This is a genomic window from Streptomyces sp. BK239 (assembly GCF_004217285.1).
Lineage (GTDB): Bacteria > Actinomycetota > Actinomycetes > Streptomycetales > Streptomycetaceae > Streptomyces.
Genome location: NZ_SHKS01000003.1, coordinates 587177 through 606606 on the forward strand (window position 1 = coordinate 587177; position 19430 = coordinate 606606).

Here is a 19430-nt window from a genome sequence, read left to right on the forward strand (position 1 = left end):
GGACCGGGTCGGGACCGCCGGGCCACGATCGCTGACATCCGCTCATCTCGCTGCCGTCTGCCGATCGTCCCGGTTCTGCCAGCGGCAACTCCACAGGGCCGCATCTGCACTTCGAGGCACGGGTCACCCCGGAGGCGGGCTCCGCGGTGGACCCGGTGCCCTGGCTGGCGGTACGCGGGGCTCCTGTCGGCCAGTGACGCCCTGGGGCGCCTACCGGTCCCGGCCCTCGGAGCGCAGTCGCTCGGCGAGCAGCTCCTCGATGATCACGGCGACGCCGTCGTCGTTGTTGGCGACGGTCTGTCCGGAGGCCGCCGCGACCACGTCCGGGTGCGCGTTGCCCATCGCGTACGACCGGCCCGCCCAGGTGAGCATCTCGACGTCGTTGGGCATGTCCCCGAAGGCGACGACCTCCTCGTGGGAGATGCCGCGTTCCGCGCAGCACAGGGCGAGGGTGCTCGCCTTGGAGACGTCGGGGCCGCTGATCTCCAGCAGGGCGCTGGGGCTGGAACGGGTGACGTTGGCGCGGTCGCCGATAGCCAGCCTGGCCACGGTGAGGAACGCGTCCGGGTCGAGCGTGGGGTGGAACGCGAGGATCTTCAACACGGGCTCGTCGGCGCCCGGAGCGTCCGGCGCGAGCAGCCGCTCGGCGGGAGCCAGGGCGTCGGGAACCTCCATGTGCATCTTGGGGTACTCAGGCTCCTGGTAGAAGCCGTACGTCTGCTCGACCGCGTACATGGTCCCCGGCGCCGCCTCGCGCAGCAGCCGTACGGCGTCCAGAGCGTTCTCCCGGGCCAGCTCGCGCACCTTCACGAACCGGTGGGCGCCCGGGCCGCCGTGCAGGTCGACCACGGCGGCGCCGTTGCCGCAGATCGCCAGACCGTGCCCGTGGACGTGGTCGCTGACGACGTCCATCCAGCGGGCCGGGCGGCCGGTGACGAAGAAGACCTCGATGCCGGCCTCCTCGGCGGCGGCGAGGGCCGCGACCGTTCGTGGCGAGACCGACTTGTCGTCGCGCAGGAGAGTGCCGTCCAAGTCGGTGGCGATCAGCCGTGGCGGGGTGGCGGCGGTCGGGGTCTCGGGCTGTCGAGTCGCTGAGGTCACCGCGCCATTCTCGCGCATATGCCTGCACGGCCGTGCGACGGTCCGCACGGATGAGGCCGGGGCAGGGGCCGTCGAGGTCAGCGCAGCTGCGCCGGGGCTTCCATGGCGATCTGCTCGAAGACCTTCTGGTCCGCGGCGAAGTCGGAGTCCGGGATGGGCCAGTGCAGAACGAGCTCCGTGAAGCCGAGCTCCTTGTAGCGCCCCGCGAAGTCGACGAACGCGTCCAGGGACTCCAGCGGGCGGGCGCCGTCGGGGGTGAAACCGGTGAGCAGGATCTTGTCGAGCGAGTTCACATCGCGCCCGAGAGCCACACACGCGTCCGTCAGCTTCTCGATCTGGCCGTGGACGGCCTGGACGGACTGTTCGGACGTGCCGTTCTCGAACAGCCGGGGGTCACCGGTGGTCACCCAGGCCTGCCCGTGCCGGGCCGCCAGCTTCAGCCCGCGCGGCCCGGTCGCGGCGACGGCGAACGGCAGCCGGGGCCGCTGGACGCAGCCGGGGATGTTGCGGGCCTCGTGCGCCGAGTAGAAGTCGCCCTCGAAGGACACGGAGTCCTCGGTGAGCAGCCGGTCGAGTAGGGGCACGAACTCGGCGAAGCGGTCGGCCCGCTCGCGCGGCGTCCAGGGTTCCTGGCCGAGGGCGGTGGCGTCGAAGCCGGTGCCGCCCGCTCCGATGCCGAGGGTGACACGGCCGTCGGAGATGTCGTCCAGGGAGATCAGTTCCTTGGCGAGGGTCACGGGGTGCCGGAAGTTCGGCGAGGTGACCAGCGTGCCGAGGCGGATCCGGTCCGTGACGGACGCGGCGGCGGTCAGCGTCGGGATCGCGCCGAACCAGGGACCGTCGCGGAAGGCGCGCCAGGACAGGTGGTCGTAGGTGTACGCGGTGTGGAAGCCGAGTTGCTCGGCGCGCATCCACGCCGAACGGCTGCCGTCCTGCCAGCGGCGGTACGGGAGGATCACAGTGCTCAGACGCAGACTCATGGCAGCGAGCCTATGCGGACGTCCTGTTTCACGTGAAACGGTCGCCGTGTGTGTGTCTCACCACAGGGTGCGGCGTCAGCGGGGCTCGGGGAACCGCAGATACCGCGGCGGGACGGCCCTGGTCAGCCACACCCCGTTCGCGCTGACGTGGAAGAGGTGGCCGTCGTGGTGCATGGCCCCCGCGTCCACGGAGAGGACCACCGGGCGGCCGCGGCGGGCGCCGACCCGGGTCGCCGTCTCCCGATCGGCCGAGAGGTGCACGTCGTGTCGGTTCATGGGCAGCAGCCCCTCGGTGCGGATCGCGTCCAGGGAGCGGGCGACGGTGCCGTGGTAGAGGTACGGCGGCGGGGTCGCCGGGGGCAGGCCGAGGTCGACCTCGATGCTGTGCCCCTGACTGGCGCGGATGCGGGTGCCCTCGATCGCGAAGCGCTTCTTGTCGTTGGCTGCCACGACGTGGTCCAGCTCGTCCCGGGTGAATCGGAACCCGTGGGCCGCGGCCGCCTCGATCAGCGTCTCGATCTCGACCCAGCCCCCTTCGTCGAGGGTCAGGCCGATCCGTTCGGGCTGGTGTCGCAGGTGTTTCGAGAGGTACTTCGACACCTTCACGGTGCGTCTTTCGTCCATTCGTCCAGCATGACGCGTGAGACGTGGATCACGCATTTCGTTTTGTGCCCGGATGTTTGGTCCACAGCCAACTACGCTTATCCACAGACTGTTTGGCAATGCTGTGGACAACTGAACGCCTAAAAAGACTTGTTGGGCAAGCACACGTGGGGGCCGATCACTTGGGCTCAGGTATGCCAACGCTCCCTACAGAAAGGGCTTGATGCGCGCCAAAGCCCGCAACACCCTAGGAGCGAAACGGGACAACGCACGTGCTGCCTTGGCTTCCGGCGTCACCGCGACCACCGCCTCGTTGCGGACGACCGCTCTCAAGATCGCCTGCGCCGCCTTCTCCGGTGGGTAGTTGCGCAGACCGTAGGCCCGGGCGGCCTTCTTCCTGCGGCGCTTCTCCTCCTCCGGGTCGACCCCGACGAACGTGGCCGTCGCCGTGATGCCGGTGTTCACCACGCCGGGGCAGATCGCCGTGACTCCGATGTCCTTCCCGGCCAGTTCAGCCCGCAGGCACTCGCTGAGCATGAGGACCGCCGCCTTGGACGTGCCGTAGGCGGGCAGGGCCCTCACCGGCTGAAATGCTGTTGCGGAAGAGATGTTGACGATATGGCCGCCCTGTCCGCGCTCCGCCATCTGCCGTCCGAAGAGACGACAGCCGTGGATGACGCCCCACAGGTTGACGTCCAGCACCTTGCGCCAGTCGTCGGCCGTCGTGTCGAAGAAGGGACCCGACAATCCGATGCCCGCGTTGTTCACCAGCACGTCCACGACGCCCAGTTCAGCGCGGAGCCTCGCCGCGAGCTTCTCCATCGCCGGCTCGTCTGAGACGTCCACCGTCTCCGCCCAAGCCTGCGTCGCGCCGGCCGACAATGCCGCCTCCGCGGTGCGGGCGGCGCTCTCCGCGTCCCGGTCCACGGCGATCACCCGCGCCCCGGCCCGGGCGAACGCGAGCGCCGTGGCCCGCCCGATGCCGCTGCCCGCTCCGGTGACCAACACAAGCTGTCCGCCGAAGCGTTGGGAGTAGGGAGACGTGGCCTCGCGCCGGGACTCTGCGGCCGGGCCGGCCCCGTCACCCGAAGCTGACTCCACAGAAGTGACGAAGTCGGCGATCCAGGCCGACACCTGGTCGGGCCGCGTTCGCGGCAGCCAGTGCTTCGCCGCCACCGTCCGTCGTGTCAACCGCGGTGCCCATCGCTCCAGTTCGTCGTACAGCCGCTCCGACAGGTACACGTCGCCCGAGGGTGTGATGAGCTGCACGGGCACATCCGTCCGGGCGTCGGTGCGCGGCCGGCGCAGCCGTGTCCGCACGTTGTCCCGGTACAGCCAGGCGCCGTTGGCGGCGTCGGAAGGAAGCGAGGGCGTCGGGTAGTCACCGCCCGGCATACGCTCCAGCCGCCGCAGGACGCCGGGCCACCGCCTGCCGAGCGGTCCCCGCCAGGCCAGTTCGGGCAACGCGGGCGTGTGCAGCAGACAGACGTACCACGATCTGGCTCCCTGGCCGAGGAGTTGGCTCACCCGGCGCGGACTCGGCCTGGAGAGACGCTCGTTGATCCAGTGGCCGACGTGGTCCAGGGACGGGCCGGACATCGACGTGAAGGAGGCGATCCTTTTTCTGGCGCGCGCGACGGTGACGAACTCCCACGACTGCACCGAACCCCAGTCGTGCCCCACCAGGTGCACAGGACGGTCCGGGCTGACGGCGTCCGCCACGGCCAGGAAGTCGTCCGTCAGCTTCTCCAGGGTGAACCCGCCCCGCAGCGGCTCGGGCGCGGTGGACCGGCCGTGCCCCCGGACGTCGTACAGCACCACATGGAAACGCAAGGCGCCGGCCAGACGGGCCGCGACCTCGGACCACACCTCCTTGCTGTCCGGGTAGCCGTGCACCAGGACCACCGTCGGCCGCCCGGCATCTCCCAGCTCGGCCACGCTCAGCTCGACCCCGCCGGTCCGCACCCTGCGCTCGCGCGCACCTTCGAGCACCGTCGCTCTCCCTCCGCCGCTCAGCGTGTCCGTGAGGTGACGCCGCCGAATCTGACAGTCGTTAGACGCATCGTCAATAGGGCGACTCCCGCGCCGGAGCCACCTCTCCCGTAACTCTCAGGCAGGGGGTCCCCTACGTTCCCCTACTTCTGAAGGTTGATGCGAAGACGGCTCTTCGGTCTGACGACGGACGTGGCGCGCGTCACTAATGTCGAAGACGTGACTGTGATCGCTACCGAAAGCCTGAGCAAGCGGTTCCCCCGGGTGACCGCGCTCGACCGGCTGTCCGTGGACGTCGGGCCCGGTGTCACCGGACTCGTCGGCGCCAACGGGGCCGGCAAGTCCACGCTGATCAAGATCCTGCTGGGTCTGTCCCCCGCCTCGGAGGGCCGCGCCGAGGTGCTCGGCCTCGACGTCGCCACCAAGGGCGCCGCCATCCGCGAGCGCGTCGGGTACATGCCGGAGCACGACTGCCTGCCGCCCGACGTCTCGGCCACCGAGTTCGTCGTGCACATGGCCCGCATGTCCGGCCTGCCGCCCACCGCCGCCCGCGAGCGCACCGCGGACACACTGCGCCACGTCGGCCTGTACGAGGAGCGCTACCGCCCCATCGGCGGTTACTCCACCGGCATGAAGCAGCGGGTGAAGCTCGCCCAGGCCCTCGTCCACGACCCGCAGCTGGTCTTCCTGGACGAGCCGACCAACGGCCTCGACCCGGTCGGCCGCGACGAGATGCTGGGCCTGATCCGGCGCATCCACACCGACTTCGGCATCTCGGTCCTGGTCACGTCCCACCTCCTGGGCGAACTGGAACGCACCTGCGACCACGTCGTCGTCGTCGACGGCGGAAAGCTCCTGCGCTCCAGCTCCACCACCGACTTCACCCAGACCACCACCACCCTCGCCGTCGAGGTCACCGACACCGACGAACACCCCGACGGCACCCGCGCCGTCCGCGAGGCGCTCCACGCGCGCGGAGTGGACGTCCTCGACGGCGACAGCGGCCTGCCGGGCGCCGGCCACATCCTGCTGCTCACCGCCCGGGGCGAGGAGACCTACGACGTGGTGCGCGACCTGGTGGCCGACCTCGGCCTCGGACTGGTGCGCATGGAACAGCGCCGGCACCACATCTCCGAGGTCTTCAAGGACGGCGACGCACAACGGAAGGAGGCCGTCGGCCATGGCGGTTGAGCACCCCGCACCCACCCTCCCGGGTGACCAGACCCGCATCCACAACATCGGCTACCGCAGCTACGACGGCCCCCGCCTGGGCCGCTCCTACGCCCGCCGCTCCCTCTACTCGCAGTCCCTGCGCGGCGCCTACGGCCTCGGCCGCTCGGTGAAGTCCAAGGTGCTGCCCATGCTGCTGTTCGTGGTGATGTGCGTGCCCGCGGCCATCATGGTCGCCGTCGCGGTCGCCACCAAGGCGACCGCGCTGCCGGTGGAGTACACCCGCTACGCCATCGTCATGCAGGCCGTCATCAGCCTGTACGTCGCCTCGCAGGCACCCCAGTCCGTCTCCCGCGACCTGCGCTTCAAGACCGTGCCGCTGTACTTCTCCCGGCCGATAGAGACCGCCGACTACGTGCGCGCCAAGTTCGCAGCGCTCGCCTCGGCGCTGTTCGTCCTCACCGCCGCACCCCTGCTGGTGCTCTACGTGGGCGCCCTGCTGGCCAAGCTGGACTTCGCCGACCAGACCAAGGGATTCGCCCAGGGACTGGTCTCCGTGACCCTGCTCTCCCTGCTCTTCGCCGGCCTCGGCCTGGTCGTCGCCGCGGTCACTCCGCGCCGCGGATTCGGCATCGCCGCCGTCATCGCCGTCCTGACCATCTCCTACGGCGCGGTCTCCACCCTCCAGGCCATCGCCGACGCCCAGGGCAGCACCGGCGCCACCCGGTGGATAGGCCTGTTCTCGCCGATCACGCTGATCGACGGGGTGCAGTCCGCATTCCTCGGCGCCTCCTCCGCCTTCCCGGGCGGGATCGGCCCTTCCACGGGCGAGGGCGTCGTGTACGTCCTTGCCGCCCTGGGCCTCATCGTCGCCAGCTACGGGCTCCTGATGCGCCGCTACCGGAAGGTGGGCCTGTGACCACGCTCTCCATCGATCACGTCTCCCGCTGGTTCGGCAACGTGGTCGCCGTCAACGACATCACCATGACCATCGGCCCCGGCGTCACCGGGCTGCTCGGCCCCAACGGCGCCGGGAAGTCCACCCTGATCAACATGATGGGCGGCTTCCTCGCGCCCTCCACCGGCACCGTCACCCTCGACGGACAGCAGGTCTGGCGCAACGAGGCGATCTACAAGCACATCGGCATCGTCCCCGAGCGCGAGGCGATGTACGACTTCCTCACCGGCCGCGAATTCGTCGTCGCCAACGCCGAGTTGCACGGCCTGGGCGCCAAGGCCGCCCAAAGGGCCCTGGCCACGGTGGAGATGGAGTACGCGCAGGACCGCAAGATCCAGACGTACTCCAAGGGCATGCGGCAGCGCGTGAAGATGGCGTCCGCCCTGGTCCACGAGCCCTCCCTGCTCCTGCTCGACGAGCCGTTCAACGGAATGGACCCCCGTCAGCGGATGCAGCTCATGGACCTGCTGCGGCGCATGGGCGACGAAGGCCGCACGGTGCTGTTCTCGTCGCACATCCTCGAAGAGGTCGAGCAACTCGCCTGGCACATCGAGGTCGTGGTCGCGGGGCGGCACGCGGCCAGCGGCGACTTCCGCAAGATCCGCCGTCTGATGACCGACCGCCCGCACCGCTACCTGGTGCGTTCCAGCGACGACCGAGCCCTCGCGGCGGCGCTGATCGCCGACCCGTCGACATCGGGCATCGAAGTGGACGTCGCCGAAGGGGCGTTGCGCATCCAGGCCGTCGACTTCGGGCGTTTCACGACGCTGCTGCCGAGAGTGGCGCGCGACAACGGCATTCGCCTGCTCACGGTGTCGCCGTCCGACGAGTCCCTCGAGTCCGTCTTCTCGTATCTTGTCGCGGCGTAGGAGGCCGAAGATGTACGACCCCACCGTCGCCCGGCTCACCTACCGGGCCCTGCTCGGCCGTCGCCGGGCCCTCATCCTCGGCGCGCTGCCGATGCTGCTGATCGTGATCTCGGTGCTGGTGCGCGCCCTCGCGGGCGCCGACGACCAGACCGCGTCCGATCTGCTGGGCGGGCTCGCGCTCGCCACCATGGTGCCGATCATCGGAGTCATCGCCGGCACGGGTGCGATCGGCCCGGAGATAGACGACGGCTCGGTCGTCTACCTGCTGTCCAAGCCGCTGAAGCGACCGACGATCATCTTCACCAAGCTGATCGTGGCGATCGCGGTGACGATGGTGTTCTCGGCGCTGCCGACGCTGATCGCGGGCTTCATCCTCAACGGCAACGGCCAGCAGATCGCCGTCGCCTACACGGTGGCCGCGCTGGTCTCCTCCATCGCCTACGCCGCGCTCTTCCTGCTGCTCGGCACGGTGTCGCGGCACGCGGTGGTGTTCGGACTGGTCTACGCCCTCGTCTGGGAGGCCCTGTTCGGCTCCCTGGTGCCGGGCGCGCGCACGCTCAGCGTCCAGCAGTGGTCGCTGGCCGTCGCCGACAAGGTGGCCGGCGGTGATCTGATCAGCTCCGACGTCGGGCTGACCACGGCGACCGTCCTGCTGGTCGCGGTGACCGTGCTGGCCACCTGGTTCGCGGGGCAGAAGCTGCGCTCGCTGACGCTGGCCGGCGAGGAGTAGGCCGGCGGGACGCGGAACGGGCGGGCCGAGGGGCATCCCCGTCTTGACGGTGGTTTCACCTCGGCCCCGGCACACTGGGCGAAGAATCGCGAACGACGTGAACAGGCGTCAACCGATGCCAAGAGGCATCAAAAGACGCCAAGCGGCGTCAAGGGGCGCGAACAGGACACCGGCGGAGGGGAGGACTGCTGTGGCGGACGAGACGGCGGGGCACGGCAGCCGGGAGCGGGGCGAGCGCGGACCGGCCGACGGACCGGTCGACGGTCCGGCCGGGGAAGGGTCCTCGGACGCGGCTTGGGACGGCCTGGTGCTGGACGAGGAGTTCATACGGGCCGCCGGGACGTCCGAGCCGTCCGCCCGCGCCCGGATGCTCGCGGCCCGCTGGCGCGCCGAGCAGCCCGAGCCGCAGCCGTGGCGGTCCGACGAGCCGCCGGCCGGCTGGTTCTTCAGCAAGGCGCGCCGGTGGAGATGGCGGCGCCGGTAGACGCCCGGGACATCCCGGGGTCGCCTCCGCGTGGGTCACCGGCCTTGTGTCGAACGGCCGTTTTATTCGGTGGCGTCCCACTCGTCCGCCCGGCACAGTGGTGATGTCCGCAACGCCGGCGAGGGCCGGTGTCAGGAACCGGGGAGGAGCGGGACGACGCCCATGCACGGCATGACGTCCGGCTCCCGGCAGGGCAGCCCGCGGCGGGCTCCGGAGCGTTCACACGCTCCGTCCGAGCCCGCCCCGCACGGGGAGCTGCCCGGGGGCGGCCGCTTCGAGCACGCGGCATCACCGCCGCGTGAGGCCGCCCCACCCCGACCCTGATCCCCGGCGGTGTCCGGGGGCTCGGCGCGAGCGGTGCGGGCACCCGTCAGGGAAGCAGTTTCTCCAGCACCAGGGCGATGCCGTCGTCCTCGTTCGAAGCCGTCACCTCGGTCGCCACCGCCTTCAGTTCGGGGTGTGCGTTGGCCATGGCCACGCCTCGGGACGCCCAGGCGAACATCGGGATGTCGTTGGGCATGTCGCCGAAGGCGATCGTGTCGGCGGACTTGAGGCCGAGGCGCCGGGCGGCGAGGGAGAGCCCCGTGGCCTTGGAGAGGCCGAGGGGAAGCAGTTCCACGATGCCCGCGCCGGCGAGGGCGACGGTGACGAAGCCGCCGGCGGCGCGGCGGGCCGCCTCGGCGAGGTCGTCGTCCGAGAGCTCGGGGTGCTGGATGTAGATCTTGTTCAGCGGCGCCGACCAGAGGTCCGACGCGTCGGTGAACGGCGTCGCCGGGAGCTTGCCGGTCACCGAGTAACCGGGGCCGACCAGGACGTCTCCGTCCAGTCCGTCGCGGCTCGCCGCCAGGTACAGCGGACCGACCTCCGCCTCGATCTTGGCGAGCGCCACCCCGGCGAGCTGCCGGTCCAGGGTGACCGAGGTCAGCAGGCGGTGCGCGCCGGCGTCGTAGACCTGGGCTCCCTGGCCGCAGACGGCCAGACCGTCGTAGCCCAGTTCGTCGAGGATGTGGCGGGTCCAGGGGACCGCGCGGCCGGTGACGACGATGTGGGCCGCCCCCGCCGCGGTGGCCGCGGCGAGAGCGTCGCGGGTGCGCCGCGAGATCGACTCGTCGGAGCGCAGGAGCGTCCCGTCGAGATCGGTGGCGATGAGCCGGTGGGGGAAGCCCTCGCTCACTTGGACACCGGCTCCAGCACCTCACGCCCGCCGAGGTAGGGCCGCAGCACCTCGGGCACGCGCACGGAGCCGTCGGCCTGCTGGTGGTTCTCCAGGATCGCCACGATGGTGCGCGGGACGGCGCACAGCGTGCCGTTGAGCGTGGCCAGCGGGCGGACCTGCTTGCCCTCGCGGTAGCGGATCGACAGACGACGGGACTGGAACTCGGTGCAGTCCGACGTCGAGGTCAGCTCGCGGTACTTGCCCTGGGTGGGGATCCACGCCTCGCAGTCGAACTTGCGGGCGGCCGAGGAGCCCAGGTCGGCGGAGGCGACGTCGATCACGCGGAACGGCAGTTCCAGCGAGGTAAGCCACTGCTTCTCCCACTCCAGCAGGCGCTGGTGCTCGGCCTGGGAGTCCTCGGGAGTGACGTACGTGAACATCTCGACCTTGTCGAACTGGTGCACGCGGAAGATGCCCCGGGTGTCCTTGCCGTGCGAGCCGGCCTCGCGCCGGAAGCAGGGGGAGAAGCCCGCGTAGCGCAGCGGCAGCCGCTCGGCGTCGATGATCTCGTCCATGTGGTACGCGGCGAGGGGGACCTCGGAGGTGCCGACGAGGTAGAGGTCGTCCTTGTCGAGGTGGTAGACGTCCTGGGCGGCCTGGCCGAGGAAGCCGGTGCCGGCCATGGACTGCGGGCGCACCAGGGCGGGCGTCAGCATCGGCGTGAAGCCGGCCGCCGTCGCCTGCGCGATCGCCGCGTTCACCAGGGCGAGCTCCAGGAGGGCGCCGACGCCGGTGAGGAAGTAGAAGCGGGAGCCGGAGACCTTCGCGCCACGCTCGACGTCGATCGCGCCGAGGATCTGGCCGAGCTCGAGGTGGTCCTTCGGCTCGAAGCCTTCGGCGGTGAAGTCGCGGATCTCGCCGTGCGTCTCCAGCGTGACGAAGTCCTCCTCGCCGCCGACGGGCACGTCGGGGTGGACGAGGTTGCCGAGCCTGAGCAGCAGTTCCTGGGTCTCGGCGTCGGCGGCGTCGCGCTCGGTGTCGGCGGCCTTGACGTCGGCCTTGAGCTGTTCGGCGCGCTTGAGCAGCTCGGCTTTCTCCTCGGCGGAGGCCTTGGGGATGAGCTTGCCGAGCTGCTTCTGCTCGGCGCGGAGCTCGTCGAAGCGGACGCCGGACGACCTGCGCCGCTCGTCGGCGGACAGGAGAGCGTCGACGAGGGCGACGTCCTCTCCACGGGCGCGCTGGGACGCGCGCACACGGTCGGGGTCCTCACGGAGCAGGCGAAGGTCAATCACGCGGTCAAGGCTACCGGTGCGGCGTGAGCGCTCACGACTCACTATTGCCCGTGGTGGCGATTCACGGCTTACGGGCGGCTATGAGGCAATTGCCGGACAGGTCAAGGGAAAGTGTCTCACTCCCTGGGACGAGGCAGGCCACGCTCGGCACGTTGACCCGACTTCCTTGTGCAGGGGGCGACTTGGGCCGTCGTTGTCCACAGGGCATGCGGGATGGGGGAAAGTTATCCACAGGGTGTGCGAAAGGTCTGTGGACATTGGAATTGATCATTCCGAGAGCTGGCCGAGCGGTGGGGAATTCCCGTTCCGTGCCGACTGCACCCCACTTTCGAGTGGAATTGGGTCACCCCAAAGGCGTGATCGAAGGAAACAGATGGACTAAGGGTGACGTGTACCGCCCTGGCCGCGTGTGCGGCCTGCAGGGCGATTTGTCGACCGGACGGCCCATCGATGTCGACTTGTCCCCAGGTCGAGAAGCCAACCTGTGGATAACGCCTGTGGATAACGAAGATATGCAGAACGGACCTAGAAACGGCCGTCCTGGCAGCGTGCCACCCAGTCCGCCGCCGCGACGAACTCGCCCTCCGAGGTCCCGGGCAGCGGCGCGGGGATGTCCGCCGCCACCGCGTCCGCGCGGGGGTAAGAGCCGAGGAACCGCACATCGCGGCAGATCCGCTTCAGCCCCATCAGCGCCTCGGCCATCCGCCGGTCGGTGATGTGACCGGCGGCGTCGATGCAGAAGCAGTAGTTGCCGATGCCGGCGCCGGTCGGCCGGGACTGCAGCACCATGAGGTTGATGCCGCGGGTCGCGAACTCCCCGAGCAGGTCGCGCAGCCCTCCCGGATGGTCGTCGCGCTGCCAGAGCACGACGGAGGTCTTGTCCGCCCCGGTCGGCGCCGGGGGCCGGGCCGGACGGCCCACCAGCACGAACCGCGTCTGCGCGTTCTCCGCGTCGTGGATCTCCGTCTCCAGGGCCTCCAGGCCGTACCGGGCGGCCGCGAACTCGCCCGCGAAGGCTGCGTCGTAGCGGCCCTCCTGGACGAGACGCGCGCCGTCGGCGTTGGAGGCGGCCGACTCCCAGATGACGTCCGGGAGATGGGCCTTCAGCCAGTTGCGCACCTGCGGCTGGGCGGCCGGATGGGCGGTGACCGTCTTGATGTCCGTGAGCTTCGTGCCGGGACGGACCAGCAGCGCGAAGGTGATCGACAGCAGGACCTCGCGGTAGATCATCAGTGGCGTGCCCGCGACGAGCTCGTCGAGCGTCGTGGTGATCCCGCCCTCCACGGAGTTCTCGATCGGCACGAACGCGGCCTCGGCCTCGCCGGTGCGCACCGCGTCCAGCGCGGACTGCACGGACACGTAGGGGACCAACTGCCGGGTGGCCGTTTCGGGAAGCGTGCGCAGGGCGACCTCCGTGAAGGTGCCCTCGGGGCCGAGATAGGCGTAGCTCGCTGGCATGACCTCACCCTAATGGGCCTTGCGGGATCGGGTGGACCCGTGTCTCACACCGACCCCTCAGGCGAGTGAACCCGCGTAACCCCGCACCGGCCACGGCGGTTCGCGGGGCTCCTCACGCCTCCAGCAGCCGCTGACCTACGTACTCGCCCTCGGCCGCCCCGCCGGGCACGGCGAACAGCCCGCTGGTCTCGTGCCGGATGTACTTCGACAGCGCGTCACCGCGGTCCAGCTTGCGCTGCACGGTGACGAAGCCGCGCAGCGGATCGGCCTGCCAGCAGACGAAGAGCAGGCCCGCGTCCGGGGTGCCGTCCCGGTCGATGCCGTCGTGGTACGAGAACGGCCGTCGCAGCATCGCCGCTCCACCGTTCTGGTCGGGCCGGGTGATGCGCGCGTGCGCGTTGAGGGGGACCACCAGATCGCCGTTGGCGTCGGTCTTCTCCAGGTCCATCTCGGTCGTCTCGGAGCCCCCGGTCAGCGGCGCTCCGTCGGACTTGCGGCGCCCGATGACCTGCTCCTGCGCCGGGACCGACAGCTTCTCCCAGTCGTCGAGGAGCATCCGGATCCGGCGTACGACGGCGTAGGAGCCGTGGGCCATCCAGGCCGGGTCGTTCGACCCCGAGGCCGGCACGAAGATCCGCTTCTCGAAGTCGGGCTCGACCGGCTTGGGGTTGCGCGTGCCGTCCATCTGACCCATCAGGTTGCGGGCCGTCATGGGGTGGGCGGTCGCGCCCGGCGTGCGGTTGAAGCCGTTCATCTGCCAGCGCACACGGGCCGCGCTGCCCGCGTCCTTCTGGATCGCGCGCAGGGCGTGGAAGGCGACGAGGGCGTCGTTCGCACCGATCTGCACCCACAGGTCGCCGTCGCTGCGGGACCGGTCGAGTCGGTCGGACGAGAAGGCGGGCAGGGGATCCAGGGAGACAGGACGCTGCTTCTCCAGACCGGTGCGGGTGAAGAAGCTGTGGCCGAAGCCGAAGGTGATCGTCAGCGAGGACGGGCCGGCGTCGCGGGCCACGTCGGTGTCGTCGTGCGGGGCGGCTTCGCCCGCCATCAGCCGCTGTGCCGTCTGCGACCAGCGGCGCATCAGCGCGGTGGCCTCCTTGCGGCCCGCGCCCGCCGTGAGGTCGAAGGCGACGAGATGGCCCCTGGCCTGGAGCCCCTGGGTGATGCCGGGCTGGTGTTTCACGTGAAACAGCACCTGCTCCGACCCGATCGAGGACAGCGGGGCCGCCTGTGCCGGCGCCGCGGCATAACCGGCGGCGCCGCCCGCGGCACCGAGCACGAGCCCGGTGGCGCCGGCGGTGCCGAGCAGCTTGCGCCGGGTCAGGCCCTCGGCGGAGGGCTCGGCGGAGGGCGGCTTCTCGGCGGACGCCTTGGCCGTCGGGGAGGGGGTCACCGGGCTGGTCTGTTCGGGCATGGTGGGGTCAGCCGATCTGCGCGTTCTTGGAGACGGTCACCTGGTCGATGTCGGAGGTCCGGACGGTGACGGCGACCTGCCATTCGCCGCCCACGGGGATCTGCACTCCGTCGGCCGACCAGTGGCCGGTGGTGATGTGGTCGGGGGTGACGGGCAGCGGCCCGATGCTCTTGGCTTCGAGGGTGAAGGCGACCTTCACCTCGGGGACGTCGAAGGCGCGGCCGTCGGGGCGGGTGACGTAGACGTGCATCTCGTTGGCGCCGATCCGTGCCGGGTCGATGTCGACGCTGACGACGCCCTTGCCGTTGGCGCCGCCGGTGTCGAAGGACATGTCCAGGGTCACGGCCCCCGCGGCGTCCGACGACGCGACGGCGGCCGTGGCGGCCTTGGCGTCCAGCTCGGTACGGCCGGGCTCGGTGGACGTCAGGGCGGTGGTCACGGCGAGCAGCATCACGGCGACGCCGGCCTCGGCCAGCACCGAGCGGCGCAGCCCGGAACGGTTCGGGTCGGCGTCCCGCAGCCGCTTCTGCCGCGCGGCGTCGACGGCGGCACGCTGCCGCGCGAGCTGTGCGGCCCGCCGGGAATCGGCCGTGCCGGCGTCGCCCGAGCCGGAATCACCCGAACCCGCACCCGTACCCGCACCCGAACCGGACTCGGCGTCGGTCGGGGACGCCTTCGCCGCGCCCTTGCTCGATCCTGCCCGCTCGGCCGCCCCTGCCCCGGGGATCGACCCGGTCCGCCCGGCCGCCCCGGCCTCCTCGCTCGACGCCTTCTCGGCGACCTCGGCCTCGGCCTCGGGGGAGGCGGCCTCGGTGATCTCGGCCGGCTGATCCTCTGCCGCCGGCCTCCCGCGCACGGGAGAGTCCGTGCGCCCGGCAGCCGCCGCCCCTGCCCGCTCCTCAAGCGCCGCCGACCCCGCGGTCTCCTCAGCCGTCGCCGCTTCCTGGTGCCGCGAGGCCGCCGGCTCGGCCAGCCGGGCCGTCCAGCCACGGGAGATCCAGGCGATGCCGACGAGCAGGGCCACGAGGCCGATCTTGACGAGCAGGAGCTGCCCGTAGCGGGTCCCGGTGAAGGCCGGCCAGGAGCCGAGCTGCCGCCACGACTGGTAGACGCCGGTCGCGAGGAGGGCGATCACGCTGCCGAAGGCGACCTTCGAGAACCGGCGGACGGCCGACGGCTCCACCGGGTTCTCCGCCCGGTACAGCGCCGTGAGCAGTGCGCACAGTCCGCCCAGCCAGGCGGCGACGGCAAGCAGGTGGACGATGTCCACCGGCATCGCGATGCCCGGCTGGAGCCCGGTGGAGGCGTGCTCGGCCATGGCCCAGCTCGCCGCGAGCCCGCCGGCCACGACGGTCCCGCCGATCGCGAGCCCGAAGGTCAGGTCCCGCTTCTCCTCGTCCTCGCGCTTGTCGTAGGCGCCGAACAGGACGGCGATGAAGAGCGCGGCCGCCGCGAGCAGCAGCAGCCGGGAGACGAGGGCGGCCCCGGTCTTGGTCTGGAGGACCTGCCCGAGCAGATCGAGGTCGAAGACGTCGCCGAGCTCGCCGGAACCGGTGTAGGAGCCGCGCAGGAGCAGCAGGAACAGGGTGGCCGAGGTGAGAGTGAGCCAGCCGGAGACGACGAGCCGCTGCAGCGCGCGCACCCCGGTGCCGGCCGGCCAGCAGGCCAGCACGAACGCGGCGCCGCCGACCATGACGATGAAACCGGCGTAGGACGCGTACCGTCCGAACCCGTACAGCCCGCCGACGACCCCGCCGCCGGCCTCCTGCGCGGACGCCGGAACGCTGGTTGCGGAGGGGGCGCCGATGGAGAAGGTGTAGGCGCCGGCGACGGGATGGCTGTCGGCGGACACCACCTGGTAGGTCACGGTGTACGTGCCGTCGGGCAGCCCCGGGTGCAACCGCACGGCGTACGTGGTGCCGCTGACGTTGGAGGGCTCGCCGGTGTCGACGCGTGTGCCCTTGGGGTCGAGCACGCGCAGCGAGGCGCCGCTCATCGCGACCTGTTCGGAGAAGGTGAGCGACACCTGCGTGGGCGCCTTGTCGACCACCGTCCCCTGCGCGGGATCGCTGCCGGTCAGCGCCGCGTGCGCGGAGGCCGGCCCGGCGGCGGCGAGGAGCGCGCCGGCGACGGCCAGGAACAGCAGCACCAGCGTCCGGAGTCGGGGAGCGGTGGTCTGGTGGGTCAAGGCGATCCTTCCCTCAGGGGCGCTCAGGGGCCCTCGGAGCCCTTCAGCGCCCGGTCTTCGGGGTGTAGGTGGCGGATTCCACGGGCATCGCGACCTCCAGGGTCCCGGACTCGGCGAAGTGCAGTTTCAGGCTCACCTTCTCGCCCTGCCTCGGCTTGCGCTTCAGCTTCTCGAACATCAGGTGGTTCCCGCCGCTGGCGAGCACCACTTGCCCGTGGGCGGGGACGTCGAGCGAGTCGACCTCCTGCATGGCGCCGTCGACCGTCTCGTGGACGGTGACGCTGCCGGCGACGTCACTGGTGACGGAGGTCAGCTCGTCCTTGCCGCCGCCCTCGTTGGTGATGGTGAGGAAGCCGGCAGCCATGCTGTCCGAGATCGGCTGCGGCATGTAGGCGGCGTTCACGGACAGTTCGGCGGCGGACGCGTCGGAGCCGCAGCCGGCGAGGACCAGGGCGCCGGTCAGAGCGGAGACGGCGGCCGTCGCGGTGGCGGTGGCGAACCGTTTCACGGGGTCTGTCCCTTGACGATCTTGGGCAGGTCCTTGGCGTACTGGTCGACGGTGACACCCTCGCCGTAGAGGAGGTATCCGCCGTTCGTCTTCGGGGAGAAGGCGACGACCTGGGTGCCGTGCGTCGAGACCGTCTTGCCGTTCTTGTCCTTGTGCGGCGGCTCGATGGAGATGCCGAGGGTGCGCGCCGCGGCCTGGATGGTGGCGAAGTCGCCGGTGAGGCCGACGCTCTGCGGGTCGATGCCCTTGAGCCAGGCGCCGAGCGCGGCCGGGGTGTCCCGCTGGGGGTCGGTGGTGACGAACACGACGCGCAGCCGGTCCTGTTCCGCCTTGGGCAGCTGCTTCTTCGCGACGGCGATGTTGCTCATCGTCAGCGGGCAGACGTCGGGGCAGTGGGTGTAGCCGAAGTACACCAGTGTCGGGCGCCCGGCGGTCTCCTTGCGGAGGTCGTACTGCTTGCCCTGGGTGTCGGTCAGGACCAGGTTCGGCTTGGTGAAGGGCTGGTCGAGGACGGTCGCGGCCTGCTTGCGGCCTTCCTGGGAGACGACGGCGGCCGGGCCTGCGTCGTTGTTCTCGCTTCCGCAGGCGGAGAGGGTCAGGGTGGCCGCGGCTAGCAGAGCGGCCGCGGCGAGCTTCTTCTTGTGCATGGAGAGAAGTCCTGGATGTGGTGGAGTCCGGCGCGTGCCGGGCCGCGCGGGCCCGCACGCGCCGCGGACTGTGTGGCGTCAGGAGGCGGAGGAGTCGGCGCGGCGACGGCCCGCGAGCACGCCGTACGCCACACCGGCGGCGCCGACGACGATGCCGACTACGCCGAGGACGCGGGCGGTGGTGTCGCTGCCGCCGGAGGAGTCGGAGGCCTCGGTGGCGGCGGCGGCCGGCTTGGCGTCGTCGGCGTCGTCGGAGGAGTCACCGGCGGCCGCGCCGTGGGAGTGGCCGTCGGCGGCGTCGGACAGGGCGAGCGCCGGGGCCGGGGTGTCGGGCTCCTCCTTGCCCTTCTCCTGGACCTCGATCCAGCGCACGACCTCCTTGTTGGAGTACGTCTGGATCGCCTTGAAGACGACCTGGTCGGCCTTCTCGGGCAGCGCGCCCATGGAGACCGGGAACTGCTGGAGGCGGCCGGGCTCGATGCCCTTGCCGTCCGCGGTCCAGGTGACCTTGGAGACGACCTCGGAGATCTGCCGGCCGTGCAGGTCGAGCGGCTTGGCGAGCTTGCTCTTGGTGATGGCGATCTTCCAGCCCGGCACGTCCTGCGGCAGCACCGAGGCGAGCGGGGTGTCGGTCGGGAAGTTGACCTCCAGCTTGACCGTCGAGGCGTTGTCGCGCTCATTGGGGACGCGGAAGTTGACGACGGCGTATCCGCCCTTGGCTGCCGTGCCCTCCGGCTGCACGGTGACGTGCGCGAAGGCGGGCGACGACAGGGCGAACACGGCGACGGCGGAGCCGGCGGCGACGGCGGCGAGACGAGAAGCCTTCATGACAGCGAAGCACTCCACTCTGAGTGAGAGGTGACGGTGGTGGGACGTGAGCACGCGAATGTGCGCACGCACGCGTGCCGCGGCGACGGCGGCCGCCCCCCGTGTGATGGAGTGCTGGTCGCGTCGCGTCAGGCGGCGAGGACGAGAGCGGCGGCGGCCGGCGGGCCGCGCCTGATCACCGTGTGCTGGAGTGCGTCGGCGGGCGGCTTGGGAAGCGTGGACGCGACGAGGCGCGGGCGGCGGGGGCCTTCCTGCGGCGCGGCGCCCAATCCCGCGTACAGCGCGCGCGCCAGGGCGAACGCCCCGCGCAGGGACCGTATGAGCGCCCCTTCGGCGACGCCCTGCGCCGACAGTTCCGTCAGGCGCAGCAGGGCGGTGTCGCCCCGCCGCAGCATCCAGCCCGCGGCGACGGCCGCGAGGAGGTGCGCGAGCATCATCGGCAGGGACGGCAGCAGCGACGTCGTCGAACCGGCGGTGGACAGGGCGTCCGCGGTGTGATGCGCGGAGCTCATGACCGTGCCGCCGCTGCCGCCGCCCATGACCGTGGCCCCGCTGCCGGCGCCGACACCCGCGCCGCCGGCCGGGCGGACCCGCGCCTCGACGAGGATCTTCAGCGCCTGGGAGGGCGTGATCGCCGCCGCGGTGCTCCCGCACACCAGGCGGGCGGCCTGTTCGACCAGCGCGGCGTCGGAGACGGTCCTCGACGTGGACGCGACGGCCGTCGTCCCGTGCTGGCCCAGCCCGAACAGCGCGTGCAGCACGGTCTGTCCGAGGGCGAGCAGCGCGGCGATGCCCGGCAGTGAGCGCTCGCGCCCGGCGAACGGCGCCACGACGACGAGGACCCCCAGGAACCCCGCGCCCAGCGTCCACAGCGGGACCGTCGCGCAGGAGGCCATGGTGTGACCGGCCGCGGCCAGCACGACGCAGACCGCGGCGAACATCGCGGCCCGCAGCAGCCGGAGATCGTCTCCGGAGCGCGTCGTGCGCAGGGGGCGGTGGAACATGGCGGGCTCATCATCGCACTGGCCTCACCGCGGCCACACGGCAGGTCC

At 71.2% G+C, this 19430-nt stretch carries 18 protein-coding genes and 1 pseudogene; 6 read left to right on the top strand and 13 right to left on the bottom strand.

Going from position 1 to position 19430, the window contains the following annotated elements; translation table 11 throughout:
* Positions 1–80: 80 nt before the first annotated feature.
* Positions 81–197, top strand: a pseudogene (locus EV567_RS28115) (M23 family peptidase); the annotation flags it as partial.
* Between the two features lie 13 nt (positions 198–210).
* On the opposite strand, the gene EV567_RS12650 reads toward EV567_RS28115, so the two are convergent.
* The 4 genes from EV567_RS12650 to EV567_RS12665 form a co-directional block, all read right to left on the bottom strand.
* On the bottom strand, positions 211–1119 hold the full coding sequence (locus EV567_RS12650; RefSeq protein WP_207228751.1) for an HAD hydrolase family protein: 909 nt from the start codon (positions 1117–1119) through the stop codon (positions 211–213).
* A gap of 59 nt (positions 1120–1178) precedes the next feature.
* Positions 1179–2081 (bottom strand): LLM class flavin-dependent oxidoreductase, encoded by a 903-nt coding sequence (locus EV567_RS12655; RefSeq protein WP_130439249.1) that lies wholly within the window; start codon positions 2079–2081, stop codon positions 1179–1181.
* 75 nt (positions 2082–2156) lie between these two features.
* Complete coding sequence (locus tag EV567_RS12660) at positions 2157–2705, bottom strand: RNA 2'-phosphotransferase (protein ID WP_130439251.1); 549 nt, start codon at positions 2703–2705, stop codon at positions 2157–2159.
* A gap of 186 nt (positions 2706–2891) precedes the next feature.
* Positions 2892–4676, bottom strand: coding sequence for an SDR family oxidoreductase (locus EV567_RS12665; protein ID WP_207228752.1), 1785 nt, complete (start codon positions 4674–4676; stop codon positions 2892–2894).
* Positions 4677–4901: 225 nt separating this feature from the next.
* On the opposite strand from EV567_RS12665, the gene EV567_RS12670 reads away from it, so the two are divergent.
* From EV567_RS12670 to EV567_RS28120, 5 genes are all read left to right on the top strand, one after another.
* Complete coding sequence (locus EV567_RS12670; protein ID WP_130439588.1) at positions 4902–5867, top strand: ABC transporter ATP-binding protein; 966 nt, start codon at positions 4902–4904, stop codon at positions 5865–5867.
* Positions 5857–6765: an ABC transporter permease gene (locus EV567_RS12675; protein WP_130439255.1), complete on the top strand. Its 909-nt coding sequence runs from the start codon at positions 5857–5859 to the stop codon at positions 6763–6765. Before EV567_RS12670 ends, EV567_RS12675 begins: the two co-directional genes overlap by 11 nt.
* A complete protein-coding gene (locus tag EV567_RS12680) occupies positions 6762–7673 on the top strand; it encodes an ABC transporter ATP-binding protein (protein WP_130439257.1) in 912 nt (303 codons plus the stop codon). Before EV567_RS12675 ends, EV567_RS12680 begins: the two co-directional genes overlap by 4 nt.
* 10 nt (positions 7674–7683) lie before the next feature.
* The gene (locus EV567_RS12685; protein ID WP_130439259.1) at positions 7684–8403 is read left to right on the top strand and encodes an ABC transporter permease; all 720 of its coding nucleotides are present in this window, start codon (positions 7684–7686) and stop codon (positions 8401–8403) included.
* Between the two features lie 190 nt (positions 8404–8593).
* Positions 8594–8887, top strand: a complete 294-nt coding sequence (locus tag EV567_RS28120) for a hypothetical protein (protein ID WP_242620778.1) — start codon at positions 8594–8596, stop codon at positions 8885–8887.
* Positions 8888–9257: 370 nt separating this feature from the next.
* Here the strand turns inward: EV567_RS28120 and EV567_RS12695 are convergent, their stop codons facing one another.
* The 9 genes from EV567_RS12695 to EV567_RS12735 all read right to left on the bottom strand — a co-directional run bounded on the left by EV567_RS12695 (position 9258) and on the right by EV567_RS12735 (position 19382).
* Complete coding sequence (locus EV567_RS12695) at positions 9258–10061, bottom strand: HAD family hydrolase (protein ID WP_130439261.1); 804 nt, start codon at positions 10059–10061, stop codon at positions 9258–9260.
* Positions 10058–11335, bottom strand: a complete 1278-nt coding sequence (serS, locus tag EV567_RS12700; RefSeq protein ID WP_130439263.1) for a serine--tRNA ligase — start codon at positions 11333–11335, stop codon at positions 10058–10060. Before serS ends, EV567_RS12695 begins: the two co-directional genes overlap by 4 nt.
* A gap of 525 nt (positions 11336–11860) precedes the next feature.
* Positions 11861–12793, bottom strand: coding sequence for a prephenate dehydratase (gene pheA, locus EV567_RS12705; RefSeq protein ID WP_130439265.1), 933 nt, complete (start codon positions 12791–12793; stop codon positions 11861–11863).
* Positions 12794–12905: 112 nt separating this feature from the next.
* Entirely contained in the window at positions 12906–14207 is a 1302-nt protein-coding gene (gene efeB / locus EV567_RS12710; protein WP_130439267.1) for an iron uptake transporter deferrochelatase/peroxidase subunit, read from the bottom strand.
* Positions 14208–14214: 7 nt separating this feature from the next.
* Positions 14215–16395 carry a copper resistance CopC/CopD family protein gene (locus EV567_RS12715; RefSeq protein WP_130439269.1) on the bottom strand — a complete coding sequence of 727 codons (2181 nt, stop codon included), beginning with the start codon at positions 16393–16395 and terminating at the stop codon, positions 14215–14217.
* Positions 16396–16438: 43 nt separating this feature from the next.
* A complete protein-coding gene (locus tag EV567_RS12720) occupies positions 16439–16903 on the bottom strand; it encodes a copper chaperone PCu(A)C (protein WP_165430362.1) in 465 nt (154 codons plus the stop codon).
* Positions 16900–17550, bottom strand: a complete 651-nt coding sequence (locus tag EV567_RS12725; RefSeq protein ID WP_130439271.1) for an SCO family protein — start codon at positions 17548–17550, stop codon at positions 16900–16902. Before EV567_RS12725 ends, EV567_RS12720 begins: the two co-directional genes overlap by 4 nt.
* 78 nt (positions 17551–17628) lie before the next feature.
* Positions 17629–18378, bottom strand: a complete 750-nt coding sequence (locus EV567_RS12730) for a YcnI family protein (protein WP_130439273.1) — start codon at positions 18376–18378, stop codon at positions 17629–17631.
* A 128-nt stretch (positions 18379–18506) separates the two neighbouring features.
* Positions 18507–19382: a hypothetical protein gene (locus EV567_RS12735; protein WP_130439275.1), complete on the bottom strand. Its 876-nt coding sequence runs from the start codon at positions 19380–19382 to the stop codon at positions 18507–18509.
* Positions 19383–19430: the final 48 nt, after the last annotated feature.

Excerpts from the sequence above, each read along its gene's own strand:
- EV567_RS12650 (WP_207228751.1), bottom strand. The coding sequence starts at position 1,119 with ATGCGCGAGAATGGCGCGGTGACCTCAGCGACTCGACAGCCCGAGACC.
- EV567_RS12655 (WP_130439249.1), bottom strand. The coding sequence starts at position 2,081 with ATGAGTCTGCGTCTGAGCACTGTGATCCTCCCGTACCGCCGCTGGCAG.
- EV567_RS12660 (WP_130439251.1), bottom strand. The coding sequence starts at position 2,705 with ATGGACGAAAGACGCACCGTGAAGGTGTCGAAGTACCTCTCGAAACAC.
- EV567_RS12675 (WP_130439255.1), top strand. The coding sequence starts at position 5,857 with ATGGCGGTTGAGCACCCCGCACCCACCCTCCCGGGTGACCAGACCCGC.
- EV567_RS12685 (WP_130439259.1), top strand. The coding sequence starts at position 7,684 with ATGTACGACCCCACCGTCGCCCGGCTCACCTACCGGGCCCTGCTCGGC.
- pheA (WP_130439265.1), bottom strand. The coding sequence starts at position 12,793 with ATGCCAGCGAGCTACGCCTATCTCGGCCCCGAGGGCACCTTCACGGAG.
- efeB (WP_130439267.1), bottom strand. The coding sequence starts at position 14,207 with ATGCCCGAACAGACCAGCCCGGTGACCCCCTCCCCGACGGCCAAGGCG.
- EV567_RS12725 (WP_130439271.1), bottom strand. The coding sequence starts at position 17,550 with ATGCACAAGAAGAAGCTCGCCGCGGCCGCTCTGCTAGCCGCGGCCACC.
- EV567_RS12730 (WP_130439273.1), bottom strand. The coding sequence starts at position 18,378 with ATGAAGGCTTCTCGTCTCGCCGCCGTCGCCGCCGGCTCCGCCGTCGCC.
- EV567_RS12735 (WP_130439275.1), bottom strand. The coding sequence starts at position 19,382 with ATGTTCCACCGCCCCCTGCGCACGACGCGCTCCGGAGACGATCTCCGG.